The organism is Mycobacterium sp. E1715, from assembly GCF_001667625.1.
Taxonomy (GTDB): domain Bacteria; phylum Actinomycetota; class Actinomycetes; order Mycobacteriales; family Mycobacteriaceae; genus Mycobacterium.
Map to the genome: position 1 here is coordinate 1 of NZ_LZJJ01000203.1, position 3928 is coordinate 3928.

The 3928-nt window shown below is 66.6% G+C and carries 5 protein-coding genes; 1 reads left to right on the top strand and 4 read right to left on the bottom strand.

Going from position 1 to position 3928, the window contains the following annotated elements:
- Positions 1-123: 123 nt before the first annotated feature.
- The 4 genes from A9X03_RS11270 to A9X03_RS11285 are packed head-to-tail and all read right to left on the bottom strand — an operon-like array spanning position 124 to position 3464.
- Positions 124-996 (bottom strand): NAD(P)-dependent oxidoreductase, encoded by an 873-nt coding sequence (locus tag A9X03_RS11270; RefSeq protein WP_067760400.1) that lies wholly within the window; start codon positions 994-996, stop codon positions 124-126.
- Between the two features lie 46 nt (positions 997-1042).
- Entirely contained in the window at positions 1043-2206 is a 1164-nt protein-coding gene (locus tag A9X03_RS11275) for a thiolase family protein (RefSeq protein ID WP_231975384.1), read from the bottom strand.
- An 8-nt stretch (positions 2207-2214) separates the two neighbouring features.
- Positions 2215-2643, bottom strand: a complete 429-nt coding sequence (locus A9X03_RS11280; RefSeq protein ID WP_067783651.1) for a Zn-ribbon domain-containing OB-fold protein — start codon at positions 2641-2643, stop codon at positions 2215-2217.
- Between the two features lie 23 nt (positions 2644-2666).
- Entirely contained in the window at positions 2667-3464 is a 798-nt protein-coding gene (locus A9X03_RS11285) for an SDR family NAD(P)-dependent oxidoreductase (RefSeq protein ID WP_067277377.1), read from the bottom strand.
- A 222-nt stretch (positions 3465-3686) separates the two neighbouring features.
- On the opposite strand from A9X03_RS11285, the gene A9X03_RS11290 reads away from it, so the two are divergent.
- On the top strand, positions 3687-3928 hold a 242-nt coding region (locus tag A9X03_RS11290; protein WP_156746536.1), incomplete at its 3' end, for a TetR/AcrR family transcriptional regulator.

Consider the following 3928-nt stretch of genomic DNA (forward strand, 5'->3'; position numbering starts at 1 on the left):
GACACCTACTTCGGTTGATCCGTGACACTCCCTGGATGAGGGAGTTGAGCGTGGCCGAGCAGAGGTATCAGGCCGTGATGGATCGGTGGATAGGTCGCGTCGACCAGCCTCGCCAAGTCTTGATCACTGAGACTCGGTCGCAGCGGCGTGGGGCACGCCGAGCCCTTCGGCGAGATCCCGCAGAGCGATCTGCGCCAGCGGCAGGTCGACGCCCACCTCGCCGCCGAGGCCGAGCGCCAGGCTGAGATCCTTTTCTCCCAATTCCCGCGTGTGCAGGAAGGGCTGGTAGAGGAAGTGATCCGGGGCCAGCGGCCTGCTCATGTCGTCGCGGAACATCATTGCGCCTGTGCCGCCGCTGTGTGCGTCAGTGTGGCGCACGACCCGGCTGAACGCTTGCACATCAAGACCCGCCAACTCAGCGAGCTTCATCGCTTCGCAGGCGGCCGCAAAAGAGGTGAAAGTCAGCATGTTGCGCGCCAGCTTCATCCGGGTCCCCGAGCCGGGTGCTCCCGCGTGAACCACCATCGACGCCCACTGCTTGAAGGCCGGCTTGACGCGCTCGTAGACGTCCCGTTCGGCACCCACCATGACAGCCAGGTCACCCGTCTTCACCGCTTCCACGCCGCCGCTGACCGGTGCATCGATGACGTGAATGCCGGTCGGCTCCAGTTCGGCCGCGAGTTCGACTGCGGTTCTGTGGTCTATCGTCGAGTGGATCGCGATGACGGTGCCGCGCTTGGCTCGCGGGGCGAGCCGTGCCACCACGTCGCGCACTTGCTCGTCGTTCAGCACCATGACACTGATGATGTCCGCGGCCGCCACATCATCCACGGTGCCGGCGACCTGCACTCCCGCGTCGGCGAATGACGTTGTCGCATCCGGCCTTACGTCGAAAACGATCAACCCGCCCGGCCAGCCGACCAGCCGCTTGGCCATGGGCGCACCAAGATTGCCCAGCCCGATGAAGCCCAACTTCGGCGCCTGATCTTCGGCCATCAACTGCCTCCTCGGAGTCGCATGATCATTGTGCACGACGGCATGCTCAGGCCCGCCGCAGCAGCATCGCGGTGGTGCCGCTGTTGGCCGCCCCGACACCGACCGCGGCCAGCTTCGCGCCGTCGACCTGTCGCGCGGCCGCCTCGCCACGGATCTGCAGGCACGCTTCATGCAGATGCCCGAAGCCGTGCAGACGTCCTCCGGATAGCTGCCCTCCGGCAGTGTTGATGGGTAATTGTCCGCCCAGCGAGATGCGCCCCGGATCGGCGACCCACGCGCCGGATTCGCCGACCGGGCAGAAGCCGAAGTCCTCCAGCCAGCAGAGCACGAAGACACTGAACCCGTCATACAACGAGGCCACGTCGACGTCGGCGATGGTGAAGTCGGTGCGATCCCAGATCGTGGACCAGCGCGAACTGATGCGGGTGATGTCTTCACCTCCCTCCCAGGTGAACCGGTCGTGGTGGGCGCAGTCGAGGGCCTCGACCGCCACCCCCGGGTGGTCCAGCCCCGCGACGTGCTCGGCACGCGAAACGACGAATGCGGTCGCCCCGTCGCAGGCGATGTCACAGTCCAACATGCACAACGGGTCGGAAACCATGCGCGCGCCCAGATAGGCGTCCAGGTCGAGTGGGTCGCGATAGATCGCCGTGGGGTTGCGGGCGGCGTGGGCCCGTTGCGCGATGGCTATCGACGCGAGTTGCTCCCGAGTCAGGCCGTACCGCAGCATTCGCGCGCGAATCTGCAGCGCCGCCAGGTTGGCCGCCGTCGCACCAAATGGCATCTGCCAGCCCAGCATCCCGGCGGGGCGGCCGCCGCCAGACCCGTACCCCTTGCGCCGGCCGGCGCCCTGAGCCGTGCCCTCCCAGATGCTGCGCCAACACAGGACGTGGTCGGCAAGCCCGCCCGCGACAGCGAGCATTGCGTCCACCACGGCGCCCAGCTGCCCGGGGGATTCCACTCCCCCGGCGACCCAGTTCGGCTGGATTCCCAGCGCGTCGTGGATGTCCCGCAACGACGCCCCCGAGAACCCGACGCCCGGTTGCGACGACCCGGGATATGTTGTGAGCCCGTCGATGTCGGCCAACGACAGACCCGCGTCGGCAACCGCGGCCAGACACGCTTCGGCGGTCAGCTCCAGCGGATCCCGCCCCAGCCGGCGGCCGATTGCCGACTGACCGATACCGCTGATGACCGCCCGATCGGTCACCCCGTTATTCACCAGCGCTCCGGCTCGAACAATGGAATGAACACCTCGTCTTCACCGTCTAGGCATCGATCGAACGTGACGCGAACGGGCATGTTCGCGGTGACCTCGGCGGGATGAACGTTCACCAGGTTGGTCAGCAGGCGTGCCCTCCTGTCCTCGACCGGAGTGACGAATGCGATCAGATAGGGCGGCGCGAACCCCGGGAACCACTGATGGCGATTCACCGTCCAGGACTCGACGAACCCGCGGCCGCTGAGGTCGACATACTCGGTCGCCGCGTGGTCGGCAGGGCACAGCAGCGCGGGCGGGTGACACAGCCGCCCGCAGTCGGTGCAGCGTTGCATGCGCAGCACTCCGTCGGCGCCGGCGGTCCAGAAGGGCCGACTTAGAGCCGTCAGCGCCGGAACCGGCCGGGAAGTGTCTGGTATGTGAGTCATGGGGTATATAGGCGATTCGACTGCTAGCCAAACACTCCCGGCGATTGCGAGTAGTCCACCGTCGACAGTTCGGTCATGCCCCCATCGACGTGGAGCACCGTGCCGGTCACGAACGCCGCGTCGTCCCCGGCGAGGAAGGCCACGGCGGGCGCGATCTCCACGGGGCTGGCGCCGCGCTTCATCGGCGAAGCCGCGGCCGTCCGCGTGTAGTTGTCCCATTCGGTGCCGATCAGTTTCTCCTGGGCCTCCGTAAGGGCGAACGGGCACACTGCGTTGACGCGGATGCGGTGGCGAGCCCACTCGTTGGCGGCCACCTTGGTCAGCGCCGCCACCGCGCCCTTGGCCGCCGAGTACGGAGCGGTGTAGGCGATGCCGGCGAGGGCGGAGCCCGACACGAAGTTGATCACCGACGCCCGCCCCGACTCGCGCAGGAACGGAAAGCAGAGCTGCATGAACCGGAACGTAGCCTTGGGCCCCGTGGCCTCGGAAAGCTCCCAATCCTTATCGGTGACCAATTCCAGCGCCTTCGGCATCGCGAAGAACTGCGCCGCGTTGACCAAGACGTCGATGCGGCCGCCCCCGGTTTCCGCCGCCTCCTGAACGGCGGCTTCAATCGCATCGCGGTGGGCGACGTTGGCCCTGATGAAGGAGGCCCGCCCGGAATTGCCCCGAATTCGCTCGACGCGCTCAAGGCCCTTCTCCCCGTTGAGATCGACGATCGAAACGTGAGCGCCCAGGCTGGCCAACTCCTCGGCGATGGCCCCGCCCAACCCCTGAGCCCCGCCGGTAACCAGCGCGTATCTGTCCTCGAGACGAGACAAGACCACTCCTTGCTGCGATGTAACAATGGAACATTAAGCGTTCAATTATCCAATGATTGCAGATCGCCGCGGCGGTGCCTAGTACACCCGCCTCGACCCCCGCGTGCGAACGATCCGGGGGTGCGGCCGTCTTCGCAGGGCCGGTGCGGCTCCCGGGCGCAAAGCCGCACGTCGCGTAGCATGAAGAGCTGAGATCACCGCCCTTGGCCTCGTAGGAGTGAGATGTTGACTGATCCGGTCACCAGCGAATCGGCGGCCCGCGCCGACGTCGACCGCCGTGACCAGATTCTCGACGCGGCAAACGAATGCTTCGCCCAGCTGGGCATCCAGCGCACCAGTGTGCAGGACGTGGCGCGCATGGCGAAGGTCTCGCGGGGCACGGTGTATCGGTACTTCGAAGACCGCAACGTGCTCATCCACGCCGCAATCGAATTCGGTGCGCAGCGGTTTTATCGGGAGGTCGC